The 25,283-nt window shown below is 59.6% G+C and carries 20 protein-coding genes; 5 read left to right on the top strand and 15 right to left on the bottom strand.

Annotated features, from left to right (window positions below; genetic code table 11):
• On the bottom strand, window positions 1-1,188 hold the full coding sequence (locus tag GTU76_RS14200; RefSeq protein ID WP_180698869.1) for an efflux RND transporter periplasmic adaptor subunit: 1,188 nt from the start codon (window positions 1,186-1,188) through the stop codon (window positions 1-3).
• 49 nt (window positions 1,189-1,237) lie between these two features.
• Window positions 1,238-2,485, bottom strand: coding sequence for a TolC family protein (locus GTU76_RS14195; protein WP_180698868.1), 1,248 nt, complete (start codon window positions 2,483-2,485; stop codon window positions 1,238-1,240).
• Between the two features lie 559 nt (window positions 2,486-3,044).
• Between GTU76_RS14195 and GTU76_RS14190 the strand changes: the two genes are divergently transcribed.
• Together GTU76_RS14190 and GTU76_RS14185 are read left to right on the top strand one after the other, a co-directional pair.
• Window positions 3,045-3,719 carry a heavy metal response regulator transcription factor gene (locus tag GTU76_RS14190; RefSeq protein ID WP_016986566.1) on the top strand — a complete coding sequence of 225 codons (675 nt, stop codon included), beginning with the start codon at window positions 3,045-3,047 and terminating at the stop codon, window positions 3,717-3,719.
• On the top strand, window positions 3,716-5,149 hold the full coding sequence (locus tag GTU76_RS14185; RefSeq protein ID WP_016986565.1) for a heavy metal sensor histidine kinase: 1,434 nt from the start codon (window positions 3,716-3,718) through the stop codon (window positions 5,147-5,149). Before GTU76_RS14190 ends, GTU76_RS14185 begins: the two co-directional genes overlap by 4 nt.
• Before the next feature lie 261 nt (window positions 5,150-5,410).
• Here GTU76_RS14185 and GTU76_RS14180 read toward each other — a convergent pair whose 3' ends face one another.
• The 6 genes from GTU76_RS14180 to GTU76_RS14155 are packed head-to-tail and all read right to left on the bottom strand — an operon-like array spanning window position 5,411 to window position 11,361.
• On the bottom strand, window positions 5,411-7,153 hold the full coding sequence (locus tag GTU76_RS14180) for an ABC transporter substrate-binding protein (protein ID WP_016986564.1): 1,743 nt from the start codon (window positions 7,151-7,153) through the stop codon (window positions 5,411-5,413).
• A 48-nt stretch (window positions 7,154-7,201) separates the two neighbouring features.
• A complete protein-coding gene (locus GTU76_RS14175) occupies window positions 7,202-7,474 on the bottom strand; it encodes a DUF2160 domain-containing protein (RefSeq protein WP_007912485.1) in 273 nt (90 codons plus the stop codon).
• Between the two features lie 10 nt (window positions 7,475-7,484).
• Window positions 7,485-8,285 (bottom strand): carbohydrate ABC transporter permease, encoded by an 801-nt coding sequence (locus tag GTU76_RS14170; protein WP_016986562.1) that lies wholly within the window; start codon window positions 8,283-8,285, stop codon window positions 7,485-7,487.
• A 9-nt stretch (window positions 8,286-8,294) separates the two neighbouring features.
• The gene (locus tag GTU76_RS14165; protein ID WP_007912484.1) at window positions 8,295-9,161 is read right to left on the bottom strand and encodes a carbohydrate ABC transporter permease; all 867 of its coding nucleotides are present in this window, start codon (window positions 9,159-9,161) and stop codon (window positions 8,295-8,297) included.
• The gene (locus tag GTU76_RS14160; protein WP_016986561.1) at window positions 9,158-10,267 is read right to left on the bottom strand and encodes an ABC transporter ATP-binding protein; all 1,110 of its coding nucleotides are present in this window, start codon (window positions 10,265-10,267) and stop codon (window positions 9,158-9,160) included. Before GTU76_RS14160 ends, GTU76_RS14165 begins: the two co-directional genes overlap by 4 nt.
• Window positions 10,267-11,361: an ABC transporter ATP-binding protein gene (locus GTU76_RS14155; protein WP_007912480.1), complete on the bottom strand. Its 1,095-nt coding sequence runs from the start codon at window positions 11,359-11,361 to the stop codon at window positions 10,267-10,269. The genes GTU76_RS14160 and GTU76_RS14155 overlap by 1 nt, the downstream gene beginning before the upstream one ends.
• A 372-nt stretch (window positions 11,362-11,733) precedes the next feature.
• Here GTU76_RS14155 and GTU76_RS14150 point away from each other — a divergent pair, with 372 nt between their 5' ends.
• The gene (locus tag GTU76_RS14150; RefSeq protein WP_016986560.1) at window positions 11,734-13,572 is read left to right on the top strand and encodes a sigma-54-dependent Fis family transcriptional regulator; all 1,839 of its coding nucleotides are present in this window, start codon (window positions 11,734-11,736) and stop codon (window positions 13,570-13,572) included.
• 176 nt (window positions 13,573-13,748) lie between these two features.
• Here the strand turns inward: GTU76_RS14150 and GTU76_RS14145 are convergent, their stop codons facing one another.
• The 3 genes from GTU76_RS14145 to GTU76_RS14135 all read right to left on the bottom strand — a co-directional run bounded on the left by GTU76_RS14145 (window position 13,749) and on the right by GTU76_RS14135 (window position 18,527).
• Complete coding sequence (locus GTU76_RS14145; RefSeq protein ID WP_180698867.1) at window positions 13,749-14,966, bottom strand: MFS transporter; 1,218 nt, start codon at window positions 14,964-14,966, stop codon at window positions 13,749-13,751.
• A 459-nt stretch (window positions 14,967-15,425) separates the two neighbouring features.
• Complete coding sequence (cysS, locus tag GTU76_RS14140) at window positions 15,426-16,808, bottom strand: cysteine--tRNA ligase (protein WP_016986558.1); 1,383 nt, start codon at window positions 16,806-16,808, stop codon at window positions 15,426-15,428.
• A gap of 21 nt (window positions 16,809-16,829) precedes the next feature.
• A complete protein-coding gene (locus GTU76_RS14135; protein ID WP_180698866.1) occupies window positions 16,830-18,527 on the bottom strand; it encodes a glutamine--tRNA ligase/YqeY domain fusion protein in 1,698 nt (565 codons plus the stop codon).
• Between the two features lie 265 nt (window positions 18,528-18,792).
• Here GTU76_RS14135 and GTU76_RS14130 point away from each other — a divergent pair, with 265 nt between their 5' ends.
• Both GTU76_RS14130 and lpxH read left to right on the top strand, forming a co-directional pair.
• Window positions 18,793-19,299 carry a peptidylprolyl isomerase gene (locus GTU76_RS14130; protein ID WP_016986556.1) on the top strand — a complete coding sequence of 169 codons (507 nt, stop codon included), beginning with the start codon at window positions 18,793-18,795 and terminating at the stop codon, window positions 19,297-19,299.
• Window positions 19,296-20,042 carry a UDP-2,3-diacylglucosamine diphosphatase gene (lpxH, locus tag GTU76_RS14125; protein WP_007912467.1) on the top strand — a complete coding sequence of 249 codons (747 nt, stop codon included), beginning with the start codon at window positions 19,296-19,298 and terminating at the stop codon, window positions 20,040-20,042. Before GTU76_RS14130 ends, lpxH begins: the two co-directional genes overlap by 4 nt.
• Before the next feature lie 221 nt (window positions 20,043-20,263).
• Here the strand turns inward: lpxH and GTU76_RS14120 are convergent, their stop codons facing one another.
• The 4 genes from GTU76_RS14120 to GTU76_RS14105 all read right to left on the bottom strand — a co-directional run bounded on the left by GTU76_RS14120 (window position 20,264) and on the right by GTU76_RS14105 (window position 25,093).
• On the bottom strand, window positions 20,264-21,793 hold the full coding sequence (locus GTU76_RS14120) for a DHA2 family efflux MFS transporter permease subunit (protein ID WP_016986555.1): 1,530 nt from the start codon (window positions 21,791-21,793) through the stop codon (window positions 20,264-20,266).
• Window positions 21,794-21,933: 140 nt separating this feature from the next.
• Entirely contained in the window at window positions 21,934-23,136 is a 1,203-nt protein-coding gene (locus GTU76_RS14115; RefSeq protein WP_123594175.1) for an HlyD/EmrA/EmrK family protein, read from the bottom strand.
• 15 nt (window positions 23,137-23,151) lie between these two features.
• Window positions 23,152-24,621, bottom strand: coding sequence for an efflux transporter outer membrane subunit (locus GTU76_RS14110; RefSeq protein WP_180698865.1), 1,470 nt, complete (start codon window positions 24,619-24,621; stop codon window positions 23,152-23,154).
• Entirely contained in the window at window positions 24,611-25,093 is a 483-nt protein-coding gene (locus tag GTU76_RS14105) for a MarR family winged helix-turn-helix transcriptional regulator (protein WP_077573642.1), read from the bottom strand. The genes GTU76_RS14110 and GTU76_RS14105 overlap by 11 nt, the downstream gene beginning before the upstream one ends.
• Window positions 25,094-25,283 lie beyond the last annotated feature (190 nt).

The raw sequence follows: 25,283 nt of genomic DNA, 5'->3' as shown, positions 1-25,283 counted from the left end.
TCAGTGGCTGTGTTCGGCTGAGGCTTTGCCCAGTTCCGATTTGAGGACGAAGCTGCCGGCGCTGGCGACTTGCACGCCCGGTTCCAGGCCCTGGATGATTTCCACGTGACCGGCTGCGCGACTGCCCAGCTCAACCGGGCGCGCTTCGAAACCGTCGTCGGTGCGCACGAACACCGTGGGTTTGTCCTCGACGGTCTGGATCGCGGTTTCCGGCACGGCGACTTTCGCTTCACGGCTGTCGGTCGCCACCAACGCGGTGACAAACAGACCGGGGCGCCATGAGCCTTGCGGGTTTTCCAGGGTGACGCGAACGGTCGCAGTGCGGGTTTGTTCGCCGAGCAAGCTGCCGACATAAGCCACGCTGCCGACCACTTCAGCGTTCAGTTCGGGCGCGCTGACAGTGACCGTTTTACCCACTTGCACCTTGTTCAAGTCCTTCGGCGACACACCGAACGTCACCCACACTCGCGACAAATCCGAGAGGGTGAACGCCGCCGTGGTTTCATCGACCACCTCGCCCGGCGTCAGGTGTTTTTCCACCACCACACCATCGAACGGCGCGCGCAATTCATAGCGATTGCCGCCGGTAGCAACCACGCTGCCGCTGAGCACGCTAATTTTCTGCCGGGCATTGCTCACGGCGATTTCCGCCTCTTGCAAAGCCTGACGCGCCTGGAGGAAATCCTGCTCGGCGGAGATCTTGTCCTGCCAGAGTTTTTTCTCCCGTTCATAAGTGGTGCGCGCCAAGGCCAAACGACGTTGCGCGGCGGCTTGCTCGCTGCGCTGATCAGAGATTTGCTGACTGGCGATCACCGCCAGCAACTGGCCCTTCTTCACTGTCTGCCCGAGGTTGACTGCCACCGACTCGACCACACCCGGGACGCGCGGCACCACGTGAGCGGTGCGGTCTTCGTCGAAGCGCACTTCGCCGGGGAACGGCAGGCCGAGGCTGATGTTTTGCGGCTTTGCTTCGGTGAGTTGAATGCCGGCAGCGGTGATCTGCTCGGCGCTTAACTCGATGTGCCCCTCTTCGGCATGCTCAGCCGCTGCACCTTCTTGCGCGTGATCGGCGTGTTCAGCGGCCTCATCGGCATGGGCGTCGATGCTTGCGTTACCCGCCCACTGCGAGCCGATACCAATGCCCAGTGCCAATGTCGCCACCGCGACCACCATCAATTTTTTATCCATGGAAACTCCTCTGCGCCGAGCCATCGCGCAGTTGTCTGAAAAGTGAAATTCAACGGCTGACGCTGAGGTCGCCGAAGATCCGTTCGATGCGTACGCGGGCGTCGGTGGCTTCGCTGACGGCCTGGATGTACTGGCTACGAGCGCTGATCAAGGTGCGTTGCGCATCGAGCACATCGAGGAAGCCGAACTTGCCCATTTCGAAACCGCGCGTTGCACTGTCGACCGCACTTTGCGCAGCGGGCAGGATGGTCTGGTTGAACGCTGTGACTTCGCCGTTGGCGGTCTGCCATTGCTCAAGGTTGGTCTGGATTTCCGTGCGCAGTCGCAGCTCGGTGGCGTTGCGCAGATCCCGCGCCTGATCGGTTCGGCGCGCTGCGGCGAGCACGTTGCCTTGATTGCGATTGAACAGCGGAATCGGCATCGACAGCCCGACCACGTTGACCCGCTCGCGCTCGGTTTCGCTGTACTGGCTGCCGATGCTCACGGTGAGATCGGGGATGCGCTGGGACTTTTCCAGGCCCAATGACGCTTCGCGCTGATCGATCTGCAACGTGGCCAGACGCAGTTCGGCGGTCTCGTTCAGACGCTCGAGCAATCTTGTCGGTGGCGGAACGGCCGGCATGCTTTGCGTGGGTGCCTGCACCTTGGTCGATGTCGGCAACGGCGCGCCCATGACTTGCGCCAATTGTTGGTACGCGGTGGCCTGATCACGCTCTGCCCGGCTCAGCTCAAGGCGCACTTCCGAGAGTTGCACTTGCGCTCGCGTGCCTTCGACTGGCGACGATTTACCCGCCTCGATGCGCCCCTGCGCCACGCGCACACCGTGCTCGGCCAGTTGCAGCGACTGCCGCGACAACTGCAAACGTTGCTGCGCGGTTTGCGCGCTGTTGAATGCCTGAATCACATCGGCACGCAAGGCATTGCGCTTGCGCTCCAGTTCGATGCCGGCAGCGTCCTGCGCGCGGCTGGCGACGTCGATGCGTGCGCCGCGTTTGCCGCCCAGTTCGATCGGCTGACTGAGCATCACCGTGGTTGTGCGCGAATTGCGGCGAGTGTCTTCGGCTTCCCAGGAAATCTCGGGATTAGGGATCAGGCCAGCCTGCTGACGATCACCTTGGGCGATGCCGATTTCCCACTGCGCAGCGGCCAGCTCCGGGTTGCCGGCGAAGGCACTTTGCAGGGCTTGATCCAGCGTCAGGGGCGCTGCGTTTGCAAGGCTGGTACAGGCCAGCAACAGGATGCCGCTGGCGGTTTTTTTCAGGCGTGATCGCGCCGTCAGTTCTATTAAACCGGGCAATGGAAGACTTCCTTTATTCAAGTATCTCGGATGCCGCCACGGTAGGGTTTTGAACTTATCGACAAGGTGACTGGAACATTACAAATCCGTTATCCACGGTTTGGGGAAGTTGTTTTGTTCTAGGATGCGAAGTGCAAATGGTTTTATCGAAATACATCGAAACAAAAATACGGTAGTTATCTGCTGAATTGCACTTGCTGGAATCAAACTCATGGGGATTTTGTTGCTTGTGATGCGACCGACTGTCGCAGAGCACCGTTTTAAAGCGCTTGGCGGTTGACCCTATAGCCACTACAACCTTTATCGTCCGGACTTCCCCTCACCCCAGCCCTCTCCCGGGGGGAGAGGGAGCCGACCGACATGTCTGGCGTTATATATCGACCTGTTACATCTAGTCGATTATGGATTCAGTAAATTTTTTTCACGTCGGCGTAGTTCTGAGATATCCCGCATTCAGTCCCCTCTCCCTCTGGGAGAGGGTTAGGGTGAGGGTGAGGGTGAGGGTGAGGGTGAGGGCGTTTTAAATTAGATACCCATTAATTAAAAGTGGTGATAGATCATGCGAATCCTTGTCGTCGAGGACGAGCTTAAAGCTGCCGAATACTTGCATCAGGGTTTGACCGAAAGTGGTTATGTCGTTGACCACGCCGCCACCGGTGCCGATGGCCTGCATCTGGCGCAACAGCAAGCCTATGACCTGATTATTCTCGACGTGAACCTGCCGGAACTCGACGGTTGGGGCGTGCTGGAACAACTGCGTCGCACCCACGCCACACGGGTGATGATGCTCACCGCGCGCGGGCGCCTGGCCGACAAGATTCGTGGCCTAGATCTGGGCGCCGACGATTATCTGGTCAAGCCGTTCGAGTTTCCCGAACTGCTGGCGCGGGTGCGTACGTTGATGCGTCGCAGCGAAAACATCCCGGTGCCGCAAGTTTTGAAAGTGGCCGATCTGGAGCTCGATCCGGGCCGCCATCGCGCGTTTCGCGGGCAACAGCGGATCGACCTGACCACCAAGGAATTCGCTCTGCTGCATCTGCTGATGCGCCAGTCCGGCGAAGTGCTGACGCGCACACAAATCATCTCGTTGGTGTGGGACATGAATTTCGACTGCGACACCAACGTGGTCGAAGTGTCGATCCGCCGCTTGCGGGCGAAGATCGACGACCCGTTCGACAGCAAACTGATCCACACCCTGCGCGGTGTCGGCTATGTGCTGGAGGCGCGGGAATGAAGCCGGCCAGCCTGTCGATGCGCCTCGGTTTGACGGTGAGTATTCTCGGTGCGCTGCTGGTGGTGTTTCTGGCGATCCTTGCCTATTTCGCGTTGACCCATGAGCTCAATGCGCTGTCGCGCGACAGTCTCGAGAAGAAGATGGCGCAGGTCGAACACAGCTTGTCGCTGTACGTCGATGCCAATGAGATCAGCGGCAAGCCGCACATTTTGCTCGATCAGGTCATGGGCCATGACAACCTCACTTTGACGATTTATGACCGTTTGAATTTGCGCTCGCCGCTGCTCAAATCCGGTAGCGGTTTGACTGATCCACGGGTTGAATTGAAAGCGGTGCGGGCGACCACAGATCAATTGACTTACTCCGACAGCCTGGATGCTGAAAGCGCAAAGTTCCTCACCGCTTCGAAGCTGATTCGTCTCAAGGACGGCAATCGCGTGCCGGTGCTGCTGTCGATGGACAACGCCCACGATCAGGCCCTCCTCAGCGCGTATCTGCGCTCGACGCTGATTGCCTTGCCGTTGTTGCTGGTGTTTATCGGCCTGACCGCTTGGGGCGCGGTGCAGCGTGGTTTGGCGCCGCTGCGTGAGTTTCGCAAGGTGGCGGCGATGGTCTCGACCCAGGACCTGGAACATCGATTGTCGGTGGTGAACATGCCTCAGGAACTGAGCGAACTGGCGCAAGGCATCAACTTCATGCTGCATCGACTCGATGCCGGGGTGCAGCAGTTGTCGCAATTCTCCGACGACTTGGCGCATGAGCTGCGCACGCCGATCAACAACCTGATGGGCAAGGCGCAGGTGACCTTGTCCCGCGAGCGCACGACAGAGGAATACAAGGACGTGCTGGTGTCGTGTACCGAGGAACTGGAGCGCGTGGCGCGGATTGTCTCGGACATGCTGTTTCTGGCACAGGTCAGTCATCCATCGGCGCTGGCGCCGTTTGAAGCGGTGGCGCTGGAGGTTGAAGTGGCGAAGGTGGCGGAGATGTTTTCGCTGTCGGCGCAGGACAAGCAAATTCATTTGAATGTGCTCGGCAGCGCATCGGTTCTGGGGGATCGGCTGATGATTCAACGGGCGATTTCCAATCTGTTGTCAAATGCGCTGCGCCACTGCCCTGCCGGGAAAACCGTAACGTTGCTGATCGAGCAGAGTGCAGCGCAGGCGTCGCTGCTGGTCAGCAACCCCGGCGCCGGAATTGAAGCGCAACATTTGCCGTATCTGTTTGACCGCTTCTACCGCGTCGACAGCAGCCGCTCACGCTCGCAGGGCAGCACTGGATTGGGCCTGGCGATCGTGCGCTCGATCATGAGCCTACATCAGGGTGTGGCGGAGGTTAAGAGCTTGCCGGGGGCGATGACCGTGTTCCGGCTTGGGTTTCCTGCGGCGACACCAACGGCCCCTTCGCTTGCAGGCAAGCTCCCACAGTGATTTGCGGGGTACTCAGGTTTGTGGACACCACTGAAACCTGTAGGCCTTCGCCTGTTCGCGATGGCGGTGGGTCCTGCAAAATCTGCACTGTCTGATACTCAGCCTTCGCGAGCAAGCTCGCTCCCACAGGGACCGTAGTCATTCACAAAATATGTGGACACCGCCAGAACCTGTGGGAGCGAGCTTGCTCGCGAAAGCGGTAAATCAGGCACCAACAAAAACGGCACCTTCCGGTGCCGTTCGCCTGTCACAGTTCAACTTTTACTTGCGGGCATCCGCCCAGGATTTCAGCAGTTCGTTGTAGCTTACGGTCTCGCCCTTCGGCTTCTCGTTGGCCAGTTTCGGCTTCGGTGCGCCCGGTTGATCGAACCAGTATTGCGCGTCGCGCTCCGGATTCATCTTCGGCGCACAAACAGCTTGGGCCTTGGAGCGTTCGAGGCGCGTCATGATCGCGTCCTGATCCTTGGCCAAACCATCGAGCGCCTGTTGCGGGGTCTTCTCGCCGCTGGCCGCTTCGGCGATGTGGCTCCACCACAGTTGCGCCAGCCGCGGATAGTCCGGCACGTTGGTCCCGGTCGGGGTCCATTGCACGCGGGCCGGGCTGCGGTAGAACTCGACCAGGCCACCGAGTTTCGGCGCCAGATCAGTCATCGCCTGCGAGTTGATGTCCGACTCGCGAATCGGCGTCAGGCCGACGATGGTTTTCTTCAGCGACACGGTTTTCGAGGTCACGAACTGCGCATACAACCACGCCGCCAGCTTCTGTTTTTCAGGCGTGGATTTCATGAACGTCCACGAACCCACGTCCTGATACCCGAGCTTCATGCCCTCCTCCCAATACGGCCCACGCGGCGACGGCGCCATGCGCCATTTCGGCGTGCCGTCGGCGTTGACCACCGGCAGGCCCGGTTTGGTCATGTCGGCGGTGAACGCGGTGTACCAGAAGATCTGCTGAGCAATGTTGCCCTGCGACGGCACCGGACCGGACTCGGAGAAGGTCATGCCCGCCGCTTCCGGTGGCGCGTACTTCTTCAGCCAGTCGACATACTTGGTGGTGGCGAACACCGCCGCTGGGCCATTGGTGTCGCCGCCGCGAGTCACGCTGGAACCGACTGGATGGCAATCCTCGACACGAATCCCCCACTCGTCCACCGGCAAACCGTTGGGCAAACCTTTGTCGCCGCCACCGGCCATGGAGAACCAGGCATCGGTGAAACGCCAGCCCAGCGACGGGTCTTTCTTGCCGTAGTCCATGTGCCCGTAAACGCGTTTGCCGTCGATTTCCTTGACGTCTTCGCTGAAGAATTTGGCGATGTCTTCATAGGCCGACCAGTTCACCGGCACGCCCAATTCGTAGCCGTACTTTTCCTTGAACTTGGCTTTCAGATCGGCGCGTTCAAACCAGTCAGCACGGAACCAGTACAGGTTGGCGAATTGCTGGTCGGGCAGTTGATAGATCTTGCCGTCCGGCGCGGTGGTGAACGAGATGCCGATGAAGTCCTTGATGTCGAGGGTCGGCGAGGTGAAGTTCTTGCCTTCGTTGGCCATCAGGTCAGTGATCGATTCGGTCTTGCCGTAGCGAAAGTGCGTACCGATCAGGTCCGAGTCGTTGACCCAGCCGTCATAGATGTTCTTGTCGGACTGCATCACCGTCTGCATTTTTTCCACCACGTCGCCTTCCTGCAGCAGGTCGTGGGTGAGCTTGATCCCGGTGATTTCGCTGAAGGCCTTGGCGAGCACTTTCGACTCGTATTCGTGGGTGGTCAGGGTCTCGGAAACGACCTTGATGTCCATGCCGCGAAACGGCTCGGCGGCCTTGATGAACCACTTCAATTCTTCGAGTTGCTGCTCGGCCGTCAGGGTCGACGGTTTGAATTCACTGCCGATCCATTTTTTCGCCGCGTCTTCGTAGGCATCCGCCCACGCGGCGGCGCTCAAACCGCTGAGTGCCAGCATGGCTGCCAATGAAATGCTATGTCGCAGCTTATTGTTTTTGTCGAACATAGAGACCTCCTGTTTAGGATTTCGGAGCATGGTTGCCGATTGACTCGACTAGCCCCAACGCATCACAGCCAACAGCCACACCAGGGACAACGCGGACGCCACCCAGATGCTCCAGTCGGTGGCGCCGATCACCAGCAAATGCAGGTAGGCGCTGCCGAGAAGACCGATAAACAAGCGATCGCCACGGGTGGTGGCAATCGGCAGAAAACCTCGCCGCAGGATGCTCGGCGAACGCAGTTCCCAAGTGGTCATGCCGACCAGAATCAGGCCGATGACGATGAAGAATGCTGCGGTAGGCGTGGTCCAGCTCATCCATTCCATCATCAGCTCCTCAGACCCGACCGAGGGCAAAGCCCTTGGCCACGTGGTTGCGAACAAACCAGATCACCAGCATGCCCGGCAGAATGGTCAACACCCCCGCCGCCGCCAGCACGCCCCAATCGATACCCGATGCTGAAACCGTACGCGTCATCACCGCCGCAATTGGCTTGGCGTTTACCGAGGTCAACGTACGTGCGAGCAGCAGTTCGACCCAGGAAAACATAAAGCAGAAAAACGCCGTGACACCGATGCCCGAGCCAATCAGCGGGATGAAAATCTTCACGAAGAACTTGGGGAAACTGTAGCCATCGATGTAGGCGGTTTCGTCGATTTCCTTCGGCACCCCGGACATGAAACCTTCGAGAATCCACACCGCCAGCGGCACGTTAAACAGGCAATGCGCCAAGGCCACGGCGATGTGCGTATCGAACAGACCGATCGACGAATACAGCTGAAAGAACGGCAGCAGAAACACCGCCGGCGGTGCCATGCGGTTGGTCAGCAGCCAGAAGAACAAGTGCTTGTCGCCGAGAAAACGATAGCGGGAAAACGCATAGGCCGCCGGCAATGCCACGCTCAGCGAGATCACCGTGTTCAAACTCACGTAATACAGCGAGTTCAGATAACCGGTGTACCAGCTCGGGTCGGTGAAGATCACTTTGTAGTTCGCCAGCGTGAAGTCCTGTGGGAAAAGTGTCAGACCGCCAAGGATTTCGGTGTTGCTCTTGAACGACATGTTCAGCAGCCAATAGATCGGCACCAGCAGGAACAGGATGTACACCAGCAACGGAATAATCTTTCTCTTGCTCATGGCCGGGCCTCAGCGGTTGGCGTCGGAGTGCGTCATGGCGGTGTAAAACAGCCAGGACACCAACAGGATGATCAGGAAGTACACCAGCGAAAACGCCGCTGCCGGACCGAGGTCGAATTGCCCTACAGCCATCTGGGTCAACGTCTGACTCAAGAAGGTCGTGGCGTTACCCGGCCCGCCGCCGGTGAGCACGAATGGCTCGGTGTAGATCATGAAACTGTCCATGAAGCGCAGCATCACCGCGATCAGCAGCACGCTCTTCAACTTGGGCAACTGAATGTGCCGGAACACCGCCCAGGCCGAGGCGCGGTCAATGCGCGCGGCCTGGTAATACACGTCGGGAATCGCGCGCAAACCGGAGAAGCACAGCAGCGCCACCAGTGAAGTCCAGTGCCAGACGTCCATCACCAGCACCGTCACCCAGGCGTCCATGGTGTTGGCCGCGTAGTTGTAGCTGATGCCCATGGCGTTAAGGCTGGAACCGAGCAAACCAATGTCGGCGCGGCCGAAGATCTGCCAGATGGTGCCGACCACGTTCCACGGAATCAGCAACGGAATCGCCAGAATGATCAGCACTACCGATGACCAGCGACCCTTGGTCGGCATGGTCAAGGCGACGGCGATGCCCAGCGGAATCTCGATCAGCAACACACAGGCCGAATAGATGAACTGGCGCAGCAACGAGTCGTGCAGACGCGGGTCGAGCAGCACTTGCTTGTACCAGTCAGCACCGACGAAGTAGCGGCTGGACTGGTCGAAGATGTCCTGCACCGAATAGTTAACCACGGTCATCATCGGGATCACCGCACTGAACGCCACCAGCAGGAACACTGGCAACACCAGCCACCAGGCCTTGTTGTTCTGCACCTTGTTCATGGCTGCACCTCGTCGTCGGCTTCGAGCAGAAACTCATCGGCATAGACCATCAGCCACTGCGCCGGGAAACTGATGTACGCCGTGCCTTGGGGAACCGGTTTATCTTCGGCCAAACGCACTTTCAACGGCGCGCCGTCGAGGTCGAGGGTCATGATCTTGTAGGTGCCGAGGTCTTCGACGTGTACGACCCTGGCCTGCATCGCGTCATCAAACGGCTCGTCCCAGACATGAATAAACTCCGGACGGATGCCGACCTTCAGATTTTTCCACTGACCGTGTTGGATATGTCGCTGCATGGCGTCGGACAACGGCAAGTGCGTCGAGGCGAAACCGACGCCGCCGGGTTGCGGCTGTACCTCGATCAGGTTCATCCCCGGGCTGCCGATGAAATAGCCGACAAAGGTGTGGCTCGGCCGTTCGAACAATTCCCGTGGCGTGCCGAACTGCACAATCTGACCGCCGTACATCACCGCAATCTTGTCGGCGAAGGTCGAAGCCTCCAGTTGATCGTGGGTGACGTAGACCATGGTGATGTTGAACTGCTCGTGGATCTGCTTGAGCTTGCGCCGCAGTTTCCACTTCAGGTGCGGGTCGATCACCGTCAGCGGCTCGTCGAACAGGATTGCGGAAACGTCGTCGCGGACCAGACCACGGCCCATCGAGACTTTCTGTTTTTCGTCGGCGGTGAGGTTGCGTGCCTTTTTGCTCAGCAGGTTTTGCAGGTCGAGCACTTCGGCAATTTCCTGCACCTTGCTGTGCACTTTCGCCTCGGCCATGCCCTGATTGCGCAAGGGGAAAGCCAAGTTATCGAACACGGTCATGGTGTCGTAGACCACCGGAAACTGGAAAACCTGGGCAATGTTGCGCTTCTCCGGCGTGAGGTCGTTGACCGCTTTGCCGTCGAACAACACATGGCCCTGCGAGGGGCTGAGCAGGCCGGAAATGATGTTGAGCAAAGTCGACTTGCCACAACCCGACGGCCCGAGCAAGGCGTAAGCACCGCCCTGCTCCCAGACGTGATCCATTTCGCGGATTGCATAATCCTCCGCGCCGCTCGGGGTTTTGCTGTAGCTGTGGGCGAGGTGCTGCAAACGGATTTCGGCCATCAGGCAACCCTCGCGACACGCCGGCCCGGTGCTTGCACCAGACGGCCCTGCGCATCGAAAACGAACAGTTTGTGGGTCGGGATGTAGATGCGGATCGGCGCATCGACGTCGTATTCGTGAACGCCAGGCAGGTGCAGCACTAGCAGGAAATGCTCGTTGCGCACGTGCAGGAAGGTTTCCGAACCGCTGATCTCGGCGACTTCGACGGTGACCGCTAATTCCAGATCGTCATCGTTGCTCGGCACCAGCGAGATATGGCTGGGCCGCACGCCAAAACGGAACTCACCCTCGCCCACCGGACGCAGATCGACGTTTAACGGGAAGTGCACGAAGTTGGCAAAACTCACTTCGTTACCGGCAATGCGCCCGGGCATCAGGTTGATCGGTGGTTCGGAGAACAGCTCAGCAGCGAGCACGGTTTGCGGCTGGTGATACACCGAAGTCGACGGGCCGCTCTGAATCACCCGGCCTTCATGAAGAATCGTCGTGGTGCCGCCGAGTGCCAGCGCTTCGTTGGGTTCGGTGGTGGCGTAGATCGCAATGGTGTGACGCGCCTTGAACAGCTCGCGCATTTCCTGACGCAGCTCTTCGCGCAGTTTGTAGTCGAGGTTGACCAGCGGCTCATCGAAGAGGATCAGCTCGGCGTCCTTGACCAGTGCGCGAGCCATGGCCGTGCGCTGCTGCTGACCGCCGGACAGTTCCAGCGGATAGCGCTGCAGAAACTTCTCGATGCGCAGCATCTTCGCGGTTTCCTGCACTTTGCTGTGAATGATCTCTTTGGACACACCGGCCTGGCGCAGCGGCGAGGCGATGTTCTCGAACACGGTCATGGTTGGGTAATTGATGAACTGCTGATAGACCATCGACACGTTGCGCAGGCGCACCGGGCGTTGGGTGACGTCGACGCCGTTCATCAGAATGCGGCCGCTGTCGGGCTTGTCCAGCCCGGCCATCAAACGCATGAGGCTGGTTTTGCCGGACAGCGTGCGACCAAGCAAAACGTTGAACGAACCGGGTTCGAATTTCAGGCACGCATCGTCGATCCAGGTCTGGCCCTCGACGGTACGGCTGACGTGCTCCAGGGTGAGTGACATGGCTCGGCCTTTTTATTATTGGAGTCAAGCGACCTGTGCACGGGAGCGAGTTTCGTGCCAGAAATGGCAAGTGGTTGATTTGTCGTGAAAATCGCTGAAAGCGCGGGGAATGGGCGTTCATTGCTGAACACATTTGAACAGTTGGGCGATTGACAATGAACAATAGTGAACAACACTCTATGAACTCATTTCGGTGAACACCGGAGATCCTGTGGGAGCGAGCTTGCTCGCGAATGCGGTGTGTCATTCAACCGATTCGGTGACTGATACGAGGCTTTCGCGAGCAAGCTCGCTCCCACAGTTGATCTGTGTTGTATTCAGGATTTGGGTTCATAACAACAATAAAAATCGCTGCATCAGAGGCTGACTGCCATGGCCGCACCTGCCCCGCCGCTGTCCCACGACGCGATCGTCCAGACCTCCTGGCAACGTTGCCGCGCGTTCGGTCTTGACCACCAAAGCACGCCCGCCTTCGATCAGTTGCCTGCCGCCGGCATCGCGCAGTTGCTCGACAGTCATCACTCGCTGGTGCAGACCACGCATCAGGAAGTCCTGCCCTATTACGAAAACATCCTCAGCAACTCCAACTGCCTGATCATGCTCGCCGACAATCAGGGCCAGGTGCTGACCTCGTGGGGCACACAACGCTTTATCGAGCCGAATCTGGCGCGGGGGTTTCAGGCCGGGGCGAGTTGGATGGAGCGCTGCAGCGGCACCAATGCGATCGGCACGGCGCTGGCCTGCGAGCAAGCGGTGCATATCGAACACGACGAACATTTTCTCAAGGCCAACCGTTTCATGACCGGTTCTGCCGCGCCGATTTTCGATGCCGAGCGCAAGGTCATTGCCGTGCTTGATGTGTCCAGCGACAGCTACCTGCCGCCCTCGCACACCTTGGGCATGGTCAAGATGATGAGCCAGACCGTGGAGAACCGGCTGATCCTCAACCTGTTCCATGGCCAGCATTTTCAACTGACTTTCAACACCGGGTTGAACAACCTCGACAGTCAGTGGGCCGGGCTATTGATCTTCGATGAGAGCGGTCAGGTGTTGTCTGCCAACCGTCGGGCCGACAATCTGCTCGGTGTGCGCTTGTCGCGGGTGAGCGTTGAAAGTCTGTTCAAGGTCTCGCTGCTGGAGTTGATCAACCAGCCGGACGGGTTGCCGTTTGCCTTGCAGACCTCCGGGCGTAACCGTTTTCAGTGTTTGTTGAAGCGGCCGAAGCAGGCGTCGATTCAGCCGCGCGTTTTTGCTGCTGAACCGAAAACCGCCGCGCCCACTGCCATCAGCCTTAACACTCTGCACTTCGGCGACAGTCGCGTGGAGAAAGCCGTGCGGCAGGCAGAGCGTTTGCTGGAGAAAGACATTCCGTTGCTGATCCATGGCGAAACCGGCGTCGGCAAAGAGGTGTTCGTCAAAGCCCTGCATCAGGCCAGCTCTCGCAGCAAACAGGCGTTTATCGCCGTCAACTGCGCGGCGATCCCCGCCGAACTGGTCGAATCAGAACTGTTCGGCTACGAGAAAGGCGCGTTCACCGGCGCCAACCAGAAAGGCAGCATCGGCCTGATTCGCAAGGCGGACAAAGGCACGTTGTTCCTCGATGAAATCGGCGACATGCCGTTGCCGACGCAGGCGCGGTTGCTGCGGGTGTTGCAGGAGCGTTGCGTGCAACCGGTCGGCAGTAGCGAGTTGTTCCCGGTAGATCTGCGGATTATTTCGGCGACTAACCGATCTTTACGCGAACAAGTGCAATTGGGGCGGTTTCGTGAGGATTTGTATTACCGCATTGGTGGACTGACGCTGGAGTTGCCGCCACTGCGAGAGCGCAGTGATAAAGAGGCGTTGTTTAAACGGCTGTGGGAACAGCATCGTGAGCCGACGCAGTGGGCGGGGTTGAGCCAAGAGGTGCTGGAACTGTTCAGCCGTCATCCGTGGCCGGGGAATTTGCGTCAGGTGAGTAGTGTGATGCAGGTAGCTTTGGCGATGGCTGAGGAACAGCCGGTGAGGCTGGAGCATTTGCCGGATGATTTTTTTGTTGATCTGGAGATGGAGCCGGTGGAGAGCGCGGCGCCGTTGGGGGTTGATCTGAATGATGTGGAGGCGTTGAACCGGGAGTTGAAAGCGGCTGGGGGGAATATTTCTCATCTGGCACGCAGGCTTGGGGTGAGCCGCAATACTCTCTACAAGCGGTTGCGGCAGATTGAAGGTTGAGTGAATCCCACGCCCCTCACCCCAGCCCTCTCCCAGAGGTAGAGGGAGCCGACCGAGGTGTCTGGCGCTGGACATCGACCTGAAACATCGTGGCGATTATGGATTCGGCGCAAATCGATCAGGTCGGCGTATCTCGTGAGCATCCCCCAATCAGTCCCCTCTCCTGCGGGAGAGGGCTAGGGTGAGGGCGAAAAGGCTGGCTCAACATGTGCAGCTGACGCTGCACCGAGCGTGCGCAACCCGACCAGCACAACCACCACCATCATCAACCCTGCCCCAATCGCCACGCCGAACCCGGCCCGTGCACCCCAGCCATCAATGACCAACCCCGCGAGCATGCCGCCCAGCGCAACGCCAATGCTGATACCCGTGGTCATCCACGTCAGCCCTTCAGTAATCCTCGATGGCGGGATGATGATCGTCCCCAGCTTCATCACCACGACCATCGTTGGCGCAAACGAAATCCCGGCGATAAACAGCGTCGCTGACAGGACATAAACGTCCGTAGCAAAAATCGGCAACACACCGGTGAACGCCGTGACCAATATCCCGATCAGGAACTGTTTTTCGATCGCCAGCGAAACCCTCATCGCACCGAACGTCAGGCCCGCCACCAGTGAACCGAACGCATAGGCAGCAAGGATGAAAGTCGCCGACGCTGGCCAGTCTTGTGCATTGGCGAAAGCCACAACAGCCACATCGATTGCTCCACCAATGACACCCATCGCCAACAACGCCAGAACAATGGTGCGCACGCCGGGAATCAGCAGGGTTGAGCCGCCATCGCTGGCGTGGCCAGCGACAACCTTCGGCTCAGTCTGGCGTTGTAGCAGAAACGCCGTGACCCCGACGGCCAGCAGCCCGACCGCGACCAGCGGCCCGGCCTCGGCAAAAAAACTCACGCTCAAACCGATCGCCAATGGCGGGCCGACGATGTAGGCCATTTCGGTGAGGACCGTGTCCAGCGAGAACGCCGTGTGTAACTGCGGTTTGCCCCGGAACAACTGCGTCCATCGCGCACGGATCATCGACGGCATGCTCGGCATCGTCCCCGCCAATGCTGCCAGTACAAAGAACACCGCGGCGGGCGCTCTCAGGTAAACGGCGGTGATCAGCGCCAGCAGCATGGCAATGCTGAACGCGGTGACGATGGGCAGTACGCGACTCTGGCCATGTTGATCGACCAGTCTCGAGATGTGCGGGCCAAGCAGCGCATTGGCCAGGGTGAACGTCCCGGCGACGGCACCGGCCAGCCAGTAAACCCCGGTTTGCTGCACCAGCATGGTGATGATGCCGATGCCGATCATTGCTTGCGGCAAGCGTGCGATGGAACTCGCGAGCACTAGCCCGGTGGCACCGGGGGTCGTTAGCAGTTCGCGGTAGTGATTGGCCATGGTGTTTCCCTTCGATAATCGTCGCCGCTCAGCATCCGGCTGAACGCGTTGCCGACATCAAGACCTACGCGAACGTCAAAAGCAACCCTCACCCCAGCCCTCTCCCGGAGGGAGAGGGCGCTGACCGAGGTGTCTGACGTGATGCAGCGACCTGAAAACACCAGTCGATTATAGATTTAGTACGGAGCGTTGAGGTTGGTGGATCTCCTTGAAACCATTCCCCTCACCCCAGCCCTCTCCCGGAGGAAGAGGGAGCTGACCGAGGTGTCTGACGTGATGCAGCGACCTGAAAGAACCAGTCGATTATGGATTCGGTGCAGCACGTTCAGGTCGGCGTATTACTTGAGCATCCCCCATTCGGTCCCCTCTCCCTCTGGGAGAGGGTTAGGGTGAGGGGCTTTTCTCGCAGCCAAACAAAAACCCGCACAAGGCGGGTTTTGTCTGTAACAGGTACGGCTCTCAGTCAGCCAGACGCCAGGTAGTCCCACCCTTGCCGTCTTCCAGCACAACCCCCATCGCCGTGAGCTGATCACGAATACGATCGGACTCAGCCCAATCCTTCCCCGCCCGCGCCGCCAGACGCGCCGCAATCAGCGCATCAACCTCAGCCGCATCGACACGCCCTTCAGCGCCCGCCTGCAAGAAGTCATCCGCTTCGAGCTGCAACACACCCAACACGCTGGCCAGCTCTTTCAGACGCGCCGCCAGACCGGCCGCCGCATCAAGATCGCTCTCACGCAGACGGTTGATCTCACGCACCATCTCGAACAGCACCGCGCAGGCTTCCGGCGTACCGAAGTCGTCGTTCATCACCGTGGTGAAACGCTCGACAAACGCTTCGCCGCCGGCCGGCGCCACAGTCGGCAAACCTTTCAACGCGTGGTAGAAACGCTCGAGTGCGCCTTTGGCGTCCTTGAGGTTGTCTTCCGAGTAGTTGATCGCGCTGCGGTAGTGGCTCGACACCAGCAGGTAACGCACGACTTCCGGGTGGTACTTTTCCAGCACGTCGCGGATGGTGAAGAAGTTGTTCAAGGACTTGGACATCTTCTCGCCATTGATGCGAATCATCCCGCAATGCATCCACGCGTTGGCGTAGGTCTTGCCCGTGGCTGCTTCGCTCTGGGCGATTTCGTTTTCGTGGTGCGGGAATTCCAGATCGCTGCCGCCGCCATGAATGTCGAAGGTCTCGCCGAGGCAGCAGGTGGACATCACCGAGCACTCGATGTGCCAGCCCGGACGCCCGGCGCCCCATGGCGATTCCCAGCTCGGCTCGCCCGGTTTGGCGGCTTTCCACAGTACGAAGTCCAGCGGGTCCTGTTTCGACTCGTCGACTTCGATGCGCGCGCCAATGCGCAGGTCTTCGATTTTCTTGCGCGACAGCTTGCCGTAGCCCATGAACTTGGCGACGCGGTAGTACACGTCGCCGTTGCCCGGGGCGTAGGCGTAACCCTTGTCGATCAAGGTCTGGATCATCGCGTGCATGCCCGGAATGTGATCGGTGGCACGCGGTTCCATGTCCGGCTTCTTGATGTTCAGGCGCGCTTCGTCTTCGTGCATCGCGGCGATCATGCGTTCGGTCAACGCTTCGAACGATTCACCGTTCTCGTTGGCGCGGTTGATGATCTTGTCGTCGATGTCGGTGATGTTGCGCACGTAGGTCAGGTCGTAACCGCTGAACCGCAACCAGCGGGTCACCAGGTCGAACGCGACCATGCTGCGGCCGTGGCCAAGGTGGCAGTAGTCGTACACGGTCATCCCGCAGACGTACATGCGCACCTTGTTGCCATCGAGCGGCTTGAAGACTTCTTTGCTCTTGGTGAGCGTGTTGTAGATCGTTAGCACGTTATTTCCCTTGACGCTGAATCACTGGCCCCACGAATCACGCAGGGTCACGGTACGGTTGAATACCGGCTGACCTGGTTTCGAGTCCTTCATATCAGCAACGAAGTAGCCTTCGCGCTCGAACTGGAAACGGTCTTCCGGCTGTGCATTGCCAAGCGATGGCTCAGCACGACAACCGGTGAGTACCTGCAGCGAATCCGGGTTGATGTTGTCGAGGAAACTCGCGCTGTCTTCGGCCTTCTCAGGGTTGGCCGAACGGAACAGGCGATCGTACAGACGCACTTCGCACTCGACGCTGGCGGCTGCCGGCACCCAGTGGATCACGCCTTTGACCTTGCGGCCTTCAGGGTTTTTACCCAGGGTTTCCGGGTCGTACGAGCAACGCAGTTCGACGATGTTGCCATCGGCGTCCTTGATCGCTTCGTCGGCACGGATCACGTAGCTGCCGCGCAGACGCACTTCTCCGGCCGGTTCCAGGCGCTTGTAGCCCTTTGGCGGCTCTTCCATGAAGTCGTCACGGTCGATGTAGATTTCCCGGGCGAATGGCAGTGCGCGTACGCCCATGTCTTCTTTCGGGTGGCGCGGCAGTTCGAGGTTTTCGACCTGACCTTCCGGGTAGTTGGTGATGACGACTCTCAGCGGACGCAGCACGCACATCGCGCGCGGCGCGGTGTGGTCGAGGTCGTCACGGATGCTGAATTCGAGCATGCCGAAGTCGACCACGCCGTCGGAACGGTTGGTGCCGATCATTTCGCAGAAGTTGCGGATCGATTTCGGCGTGTAGCCACGGCGGCGAAAGCCCGACAGCGTGGACATGCGCGGGTCGTCCCAGCCATGCACGTGCTTTTCATCGACCAGTTGCTTGAGCTTGCGCTTGCTGGTGATGGTGTAGTTGAGGTTCAGACGGCTGAACTCGTACTGACGCGGGTGCGCCGGCACTGGCAGTGCGTCGAGGAACCACTCGTACAGCGGACGATGGCTTTCGAATTCGAGGGTGCAGATCGAGTGGGTGATGCCTTCGATGGCGTCCGACTGACCGTGGGTGAAATCGTAGTTCGGGTAAATGCACCACTTGTCACCGGTCTGGTGGTGATGCGCGTGGCGGATGCGATACATGATCGGGTCGCGCAGGTTCATGTTCGGCGAGGCCATGTCGATCTTCGCTCGCAGCACGCGGGCGCCGTCCGGGAATTCACCGGCACGCATGCGCGCAAACCAGTCGAGGTTCTCTTCTACCGAACGGTCACGGAACGGGCTGTTCTTGCCCGGCTCGGTCAGGCTGCCACGGTATTCCTTGGCCTGCTCTGGGGTCAGGTCGTCGACGTAGGCCTTGCCGGCCTTGATCAGCTCGACGGCCCAGTCGTGCAACTGGTCGAAATACTGCGAGGCGTAGCGCACTTCGCCGGACCACTCGAAGCCCAGCCATTTGACGTCGCTCTCGATCGCGTCGATGTATTCCTGGTCTTCCTTGGCCGGGTTGGTGTCGTCGAAACGCAGGTGCGTGACGCCGCCGAACTCCTGGGCCAGGCCGAAGTTCACGCAGATCGACTTGGCGTGGCCGATGTGCAGGTAGCCGTTGGGCTCAGGCGGGAAACGGGTGACGATCTGGGTGTGCTTGCCCGAGTCCAGGTCTGCCTGGATGATCGGCCGCAGGAAATTGACCGGCACGGCAGGGCCGGACTTGGCATTCGAGGTAGGGTCGACAGTGGGCTTGCTCATAGGATCCTTGACTTACATGTGCGCGGCCGCAGAGGGGGCCAGACAAAACAAAGCCGCTATCATAGCCGATGCTGTCAAGGGGCTGACAGAGCACGGCCTATAAAGGAGCGCATTTAATCGCCGGGAATTGAAAAACAGCCTCGAAATTCGCGCCTGTCACGCTAAACTGCGCACCTTGGCCCACGGGCTGAACCGGTAACGGGCGCAAATGTCCCATTGCCCACGAATTCCTTATAAAACGCTTCATTGAAAAAGAGCACCGATCATGACTCAAGTTAAATTGACCACCAATCATGGCGACATCGTCATCGAACTGAACGCTGAAAAGGCGCCGATCACCGTCGCCAACTTCATCGAGTACGTCAACGCCGGTCACTACGAAAACACTGTTTTCCACCGCGTCATCGGTAACTTCATGATCCAGGGCGGCGGTTTCGAGCCGGGCATGAAAGAAAAGAAAGACAAGCGTCCAAGCATCCAGAACGAAGCTGACAACGGTCTTTCCAACGAGAAATACACCGTTGCCATGGCCCGCACCATGGAGCCGCATTCGGCTTCCGCGCAGTTCTTCATCAACGTTGCCGACAACACCTTCCTCAACCACAGCGGCAAGAACGTGCAAGGCTGGGGCTACGCGGTATTCGGTAAAGTGACCGCTGGCACCGACGTTGTCGACAAGATCAAAGGTGTTTCGACCACCTCCAAGTCCGGCCACCAGGACGTACCAGCAGACGACGTGATCATCGAGAAAGCCGAGATCATCGAAGCGTGATATTGCTGATTTCAGACTTGCATCTGGAAGAGGAGCGCCCGGACATAACCCGGGCGTTTCTGGATTTGCTCGCCGGACGCGCCCGCTCGGCGAGTGCGTTGTACATTCTCGGCGACTTCTTCGAAGCGTGGATTGGCGACGACGCCATGACGCCCTTCCAGCGTTCCATCTGCCAGGCCCTGCGCGAATTGAGCGACAGCGGCACGGCGATTTTTCTGATGCACGGCAATCGCGACTTCATGCTCGGCAAGGCCTTCTGCAAGCAGGCCGGCTGTACGTTGTTGAAGGACCCGAGTGTCGTGCAGTTCTACGGCGAGCCGGTGCTGTTGATGCACGGCGACAGCCTCTGCACCCGTGACGTCGGCTATATGAAGCTGCGGCGTTATCTGCGTAACCCGATCACGCTGTTTATCCTGCGTAACCTGCCGCTGAGCAGCCGTCATAAGCTGGCGCGTAAACTGCGCAGTGAAAGCAAGGCACAGACGCGGATGAAGGCCAATGACATCGTTGATGTCACGCCGGAAGAGATTCCGCGGATCATGCAGGAATTTGGCGTGAAAACCCTGATTCATGGGCACACCCATCGCCCGGCGATCCACAAGCTGCAACTCGGTGAGCAGGCGGCGAAGCGGATTGTGCTGGGGGATTGGGATCGGCAGGGTTGGGCGTTGCAAGTGGATGAGAGCGGGTATGCCTTGGCGCCGTTCGACTTCGCCCCGCCACTGGCTTTGCCGCACGGCTGAAGATCGCTACCCCCTCACCCCAGCCCTCTCCCCCAGGGGGGCGAGGGGGAAAGGGAGCCGATCTCTGTGCTTTTCAAAACCTGAGTTCGACTCACGATCTCAAATCATGCTTTCCCTAAACCTGAGTTCAACTCGGTGGCTCAGGTCGACGTACCTCGAACATCCACCACGGTCAGTCCCCTCTCCCTCCGGGAGAGGGTTAGGGTGAGGGGCTTTTGACCTTAGTGCCCGGAAGCAGCCGGCCCTGCCTTGGCAGCAAACGGCGGTTTCGCCAGCCACACAATCAGAATCAACCCCATGAACCCCCAGCCCAACAACGTGAAGTAATCCACGGTGGAGAGCATGTACGCCTGACTGGTGAGGATCTGATCCATCTGCGCATACGCCGATTGGCTCGCCCCGCCCAAGTGATTCAAGGTCTCGCGCGTCGCCGGCTCGAAGGTGCTGATGCTCTCACTCATATACGCATGATGCTGATCCGCGCGGCGAATCCAGATCCACGTGGTCAACGAGGCCGCAAAGCTACCACCCAGCGTCCGCAGGAAAGTCGCCAGACCCGCGCCATCGGCAATCTGGCTCGGCGGCAAGTCCGACATCAGAATGCTCAGTGTCGGCATAAAGAACAGCGCCACACCAATGCCCATGAACAACTGCACCAGCGCAATGTGCTGGAAATCCACTTCATTGGTGAATCCGGCGCGCATGAAGCAGCTCAAGCCAATCGCCAGAAACGCCAGTCCGGCCAGTAACCGCAGGTCGAACTTGTTCGCGTACTTGCCGACAAATGGCGACAGCAGCACCGGCAAAATGCCGATCGGCGCCACGGCCAGACCGGCCCAGGTCGCGGTGTAGCCCATCTGCGTCTGCAACCATTGCGGCAGGATCAGGTTGATGCCGAAGAATCCGGCGTAACCCAGCACCAACACCAGCGTGCCGATGCGGAAGTTGCGGTAGGCGAACAGCCGCAGATTCACCACCGGATGCTGATCGGTCATTTCCCAGATAACGAACACCGCCAGCGCGATCACCGAAATCGCCGCGCCGATGATGATGAAGTTCGACTCGAACCAATCCAGGTCATTGCCCTTGTCGAGGATCACCTGCAAGGCGCCGACACCGATGATCAGCGTGATCAGACCGACGTAATCCATCGGCTGACGGCTGGTTTCCACCGGACGTTTGGCCAGTTGCGAGCGCACCACCATCACCGCAAAAATCCCGATCGGCACGTTGATGAAGAAAATCCACGGCCAGCTGTAACTGTCGGTAATCCAGCCGCCAAGAATCGGCCCGGCAATCGGCGCAACCACCGTGACCATCGCCAGTAACGCCAGGGCCATGCCGCGCCTCGCCGGCGGATACACCGCGATCAACAGGGTTTGCGTCATCGGATACAGCGGCCCGGCGACCAGACCTTGCAGGACGCGGAAGCCAATCAGTTCCGGCATCGATGTGGAGATACCGCAGAGAAACGAGGCCAGCACAAACAGAATGGTGGCCCAGAGAAACAGCTTCACCTCGCCGAAACGGCGGCTGAGCCAACCGGTCAGCGGCAGCGCAATCGCGTTGCTCACGGCGAACGAAGTGATCACCCAGGTGCCCTGCTCCGAACTCACCCCGAGGTTGCCGGAAATCGTCGGCAGCGCCACGTTGGCGATGGTGGTGTCGAGCACTTGCATGAACGTCGCCAGCGACAGGCCGATGGTGCTGAGCAACAGGCTGGGCGGCGTGAAAGAGGCGTTATTGCTCATTGTGAATCCTATGAAACCAGGTTGACGCCGCCCTCTTGTGGGAGCGAGCTTGCTCGCGAAGGCGGCCTGTCAGACAAAACAATGCTGAATGACACACCGCTTTCGCGAGCAAGCTCGCTCCCACAGGGTCAGGTGTGATCTCAGCGTTGCGCGGTTTTGCTCACCGCAGCGCTGTTGTCGTGGATCAGCTGCGCAATCATCGCGTCGGCTTCGGCCAGTTGGCGGTCGTAGACGTTGGTGCTGAACGAGGCCTTTTGTGGAGGCTGCTGCGCCAATACCGGGCCGCTCTGGTCGTGCAGGTTCACTTCAACATTGGTCGACAGACCGACACGCAGCGGGTGCTTGGCCAGCTCTTCGGCGTTGATGTGAATCCGCACCGGTACACGCTGAACGATCTTGATCCAGTTACCGGTGGCGTTCTGCGCCGGCAGCAGAGCAAACGCACTACCGGTGCCGGCGCCGAGGCTGTCGACGGTGCCGCTGTATTTCACGTCGCTGCCGTAGATGTCGGATTCGATATCGACCGGCTGACCGATGCGCATGTCACGCAGTTGGGTTTCCTTGAAGTTGGCGTCGATCCACAGTTGATCCAGCGGAATCACCGCCATCAACGCCGTGCCCGGCTGCACGCGCTGACCGAGTTGCACGGTGCGCTTGGCCACGTAACCGGTGACCGGCGCGATCAAGGTGCTGCGGGCATTGGTCAGGTAGGCCTGACGCAGATCGGCAGCGGCCGACATCACGTCCGGATGCGACGACACCACGGTGTCATCGACCAGTGCGCTGGTGGTTTTCAGTTGCTGCTTGGCGTTGGCCAAGGCGTTCTGCGCCGAGGTCAGGTCGTCGCGAGCGTGGGACAGTTCTTCCTGGGAAATCGCCCCGCCCTGCGCCAGATTTTTCCGGCGGTTGTAATTGTCCTGGGCTTTCTGCACTTCAGCCTGTTGCGCGTTGACCTGGGCTTTCATGCCATCAACGTTGCTGTACAGACCGCGCACCTGACGCACGGTGCGCGCCAGTTTTGCCTGCGCGCTTTGCAGACCGACTTCAGCGTCGTTCGGGTCGAAGTTGATCAGCACCTGACCTTCGTGAACCAGATCACCATCGTCTGCGCCGATGCTGACCACGGTGCCGGTCACCAATGGGGTGATTTCGACGACGTTACCGTTGACGTAGGCGTCGTCGGTGCTTTCGTTAAAGCGCCCGATGAATTCGTGATACGCCCAGACGCCGGCGCAGGCGAGAGCGACGACAACCGCCAGCGCCAACAGCATCACTTTGCGTTTGCGCGGGTTGCCGGTGTCCGGGGTGTTGCCTTGAGCTTGGGTGTTTTCGGCAGTGGCCATGACAAGTACCTTGAATTAGTTGTGCGGCGTGGCTGGGACGGCGTTGGCTGCGGTCAGGGTGTCACCCTGGAAGCCGCCGCCCAGCGCTTGCATCAGTTGAATCGACAGGTCGATCTGCTCGGCATTGAGGTTGGCCAGTTGACGCTGGGCCTGGAGCAATTGCTGCTCGATGCTGAGCACGTCCAGGTAGTTGCCGATGCCGGAACCGTAACGCTGGACCACGGTGTTGTAAGAATCCTGGGCGATGTCGGTGGCGTGTTGCTGCGCACCGATTTGCCGGCCGATGTCACGCAACTGGTTGATCGTGTCGCTGACATCGCCCAGTGCTTTCACCAGGCTTTTGTTGTACTGCGCCACCGCCAGATCGTAATCGGCGTCGCGCGCATCGAGGTTGGCGCGCAAGCGTCCGCCGTCGAAGATCGGCACGGAAATGGTCGGGGCAATGTTGAAGAAGCGACTGGCCGAGCCGAACATCGCGTCACCCAACAAAGACTCGGCACCGGCCGAGGCCGTGAGGTTCAAGTTGGGATAGAACTGGGTTTTCGCCGAGTCGATATCCTTGCTCGCGGCTTCGACACGCCAGCGCGCGGCGACCAGATCCGGACGCCGACCGAGCAGTTCCGCCGGCAACACCGACGGCACAGCGACCGCGCTGGCTTGCAGGACTTTCGGTCGGGCGATTTCGTTGCCGCGATCCGGGCCTTTGCCGAGCAGCACGGCCAAGGCAATCTTGGCGCTGTTCAGGCGCTTTTCTGCGTCGATCAGGCTGGCTTCGGAACTGGCTTCCAGACTTTGCGTTTGCTGGAACTGGTACTGACTGTCGATCCCGGAACTCAGGCGACGCTGGCTCAGGTCGAGCATCTGTTTGGTGCGCTTGAGGTCTTCGTTCGCCAGGTCATAAACGATGTGCGCCTGACCGAGATCGCTGTAAGCGCGAGCGACGTCGGCGGCGAGGGTCAGTTGTGCAGCCTGACGATCGACCTCAGCGGCGCGGGCCTGACCGAGTGCAGCTTCCCAGGCATCACGCTGGCCGCCCCAGAGGTCGAAGTTGTAATTGAAACCGGCGCTGACGTTACGCACGGTGGCGTAGGCATCGCCCTGCCCTCGCGGGTCCTGATCCTTGGCCAGACGCGAACGGCTGATGCCGGCGCTGGCGTCGAGGGTCGGATAACGTTCGGCATCGGCGGCATACGCGGCGGCGCTGGCCTGATGCGCGCGAGCTTCGGCGATCTGCATGTCCGGGCTGTCGTGCAGGGCTTCGCGGATCAAGCCGTCGAGTTGCGGATCGCCGAGGCTGGTCCACCAATCGCTTTTCGGCCATGCGGCTGGCGACAGGGTCACGCCGTTGAGGGATTGGCTGGCGTTGAGGCTTTTCGCATCAAGGCTTTTGCCTTGAGTGTCGAGGCCGCTGTAATTGGCGCAGCCAGCGAGGATCATCGCCGACAGCACCAGCGTCAGGCTGCTGCGCAAGGTTTTACCGCTCATTGTGTTCACCTAAACGCTGGATGGTGATCGGGTCACCGGCTGCCAGCAGGATTTTCTTGAGGATGTATTCCAGGGTCTTCAACTCGTCCGGAGTGACGGCGCCGGCCAGTTCATTCATCGCGTCGGCGCCGATGTGCGGCAGGCGATCGGCCAGTTGCTGGCCTTGTTCGGTCAGCTTGAGTTGCACCTGACGGCGATCGCCTTCGCTGCGCTGGCGAGCCAGAAAGCCTTTCTGCTCCAGACGATCGAGCATGCGTGTCATCGAACCGCTGTCGAGCGACAGATGCCGGCACAGCTCGGCCGGGGTATCGACGCCGAACTGGGCCATGATGATCAACACCTTGAACTGCGCGGCGGTGATGCCGTGGGGTTCCATGTGGGTGTCGATGATCCGGTCCTTGAGCAGCGCAGCACGGCCAAGCAACAGGCCGAGATGGCAATGTTTGAATTCGTCCGGGGTGAAATGCTTCATTTGCTCACCTAATAACTGCCTAGGCAGTGAATGTATGTCGAGATGTTACTGCCTAGGCAGCGAATGTCAACGCAATAGTTAGGTTGCTTTGCAATTAGTTGACCAGTGGACTGGGTTTTTGTGGCGCCCGCGCTGACACCTTCGCGAGCAAGCTCGCTCCCACAGGGTCATGGGTCAGCCAAACAATATT

It is taken from the genome of Pseudomonas crudilactis, from assembly GCF_013433315.1.
Taxonomy (GTDB): domain Bacteria; phylum Pseudomonadota; class Gammaproteobacteria; order Pseudomonadales; family Pseudomonadaceae; genus Aquipseudomonas; species Aquipseudomonas crudilactis.
Note: the sequence above shows the minus strand (reverse complement) of the source record. Positions and strands in the feature narration are given on the sequence as shown.

Bases quoted from the DNA above. Each gene is read 5' to 3' on its own strand.
- GTU76_RS14200 (WP_180698869.1), bottom strand. From the start codon at position 1,188: ATGGATAAAAAATTGATGGTGGTCGCGGTGGCGACATTGGCACTGGGC.
- GTU76_RS14190 (WP_016986566.1), top strand. From the start codon at position 3,045: ATGCGAATCCTTGTCGTCGAGGACGAGCTTAAAGCTGCCGAATACTTG.
- GTU76_RS14185 (WP_016986565.1), top strand. From the start codon at position 3,716: ATGAAGCCGGCCAGCCTGTCGATGCGCCTCGGTTTGACGGTGAGTATT.
- GTU76_RS14180 (WP_016986564.1), bottom strand. From the start codon at position 7,153: ATGTTCGACAAAAACAATAAGCTGCGACATAGCATTTCATTGGCAGCC.
- GTU76_RS14175 (WP_007912485.1), bottom strand. From the start codon at position 7,474: ATGGAATGGATGAGCTGGACCACGCCTACCGCAGCATTCTTCATCGTC.
- GTU76_RS14170 (WP_016986562.1), bottom strand. From the start codon at position 8,285: ATGAGCAAGAGAAAGATTATTCCGTTGCTGGTGTACATCCTGTTCCTG.
- GTU76_RS14165 (WP_007912484.1), bottom strand. From the start codon at position 9,161: ATGAACAAGGTGCAGAACAACAAGGCCTGGTGGCTGGTGTTGCCAGTG.
- GTU76_RS14160 (WP_016986561.1), bottom strand. From the start codon at position 10,267: ATGGCCGAAATCCGTTTGCAGCACCTCGCCCACAGCTACAGCAAAACC.
- GTU76_RS14155 (WP_007912480.1), bottom strand. From the start codon at position 11,361: ATGTCACTCACCCTGGAGCACGTCAGCCGTACCGTCGAGGGCCAGACC.
- GTU76_RS14150 (WP_016986560.1), top strand. From the start codon at position 11,734: ATGGCCGCACCTGCCCCGCCGCTGTCCCACGACGCGATCGTCCAGACC.
- GTU76_RS14145 (WP_180698867.1), bottom strand. From the start codon at position 14,966: ATGGCCAATCACTACCGCGAACTGCTAACGACCCCCGGTGCCACCGGG.
- GTU76_RS14135 (WP_180698866.1), bottom strand. From the start codon at position 18,527: ATGAGCAAGCCCACTGTCGACCCTACCTCGAATGCCAAGTCCGGCCCT.
- GTU76_RS14130 (WP_016986556.1), top strand. From the start codon at position 18,793: ATGACTCAAGTTAAATTGACCACCAATCATGGCGACATCGTCATCGAA.
- GTU76_RS14120 (WP_016986555.1), bottom strand. From the start codon at position 21,793: ATGAGCAATAACGCCTCTTTCACGCCGCCCAGCCTGTTGCTCAGCACC.
- GTU76_RS14115 (WP_123594175.1), bottom strand. From the start codon at position 23,136: ATGGCCACTGCCGAAAACACCCAAGCTCAAGGCAACACCCCGGACACC.
- GTU76_RS14110 (WP_180698865.1), bottom strand. From the start codon at position 24,621: ATGAGCGGTAAAACCTTGCGCAGCAGCCTGACGCTGGTGCTGTCGGCG.
- GTU76_RS14105 (WP_077573642.1), bottom strand. From the start codon at position 25,093: ATGAAGCATTTCACCCCGGACGAATTCAAACATTGCCATCTCGGCCTG.